The following is a 285-nucleotide window of genomic DNA, read 5'->3' on the forward strand; positions in this document are numbered from 1 at the left end:
CAATGGGCGGGGTGACGAAGGATGGAAAATGGAAACAATATGACTATATCCCTTACATCAAACTAAGAAAACAGTGGCAGACTGTTGTCTTGAAATTAATCCGAAGAGTCTTGTCAGAGCGCGCTAAAAAGCAAGTCCAACCACTACTACAAGCCGCGTATAAGAATAACCCGGATGGGTTCTATATCCATGCGCCTAAGAGGAGTCAAACACGTGTAAAAGGGTTACTGGGCTATATTGGCCGTTACATGAAACGGGGACCTATCGCTCTTCATCGCATCATCA

Annotated in this window: 1 protein-coding gene; it reads left to right on the forward strand. The window is 44.9% G+C overall.

The window, feature by feature from the left end; all coding sequences use genetic code 11:
• Nucleotides 1-285 (forward strand): transposase (locus tag ABDZ53_RS02985; RefSeq protein WP_343753859.1); only part of this gene is annotated, 285 nt, incomplete at both ends.

This window comes from Alkalibacterium iburiense, from assembly GCF_039521845.1.
Classification (GTDB): Bacteria; Bacillota; Bacilli; order Lactobacillales; family Carnobacteriaceae_A; genus Alkalibacterium; species Alkalibacterium iburiense.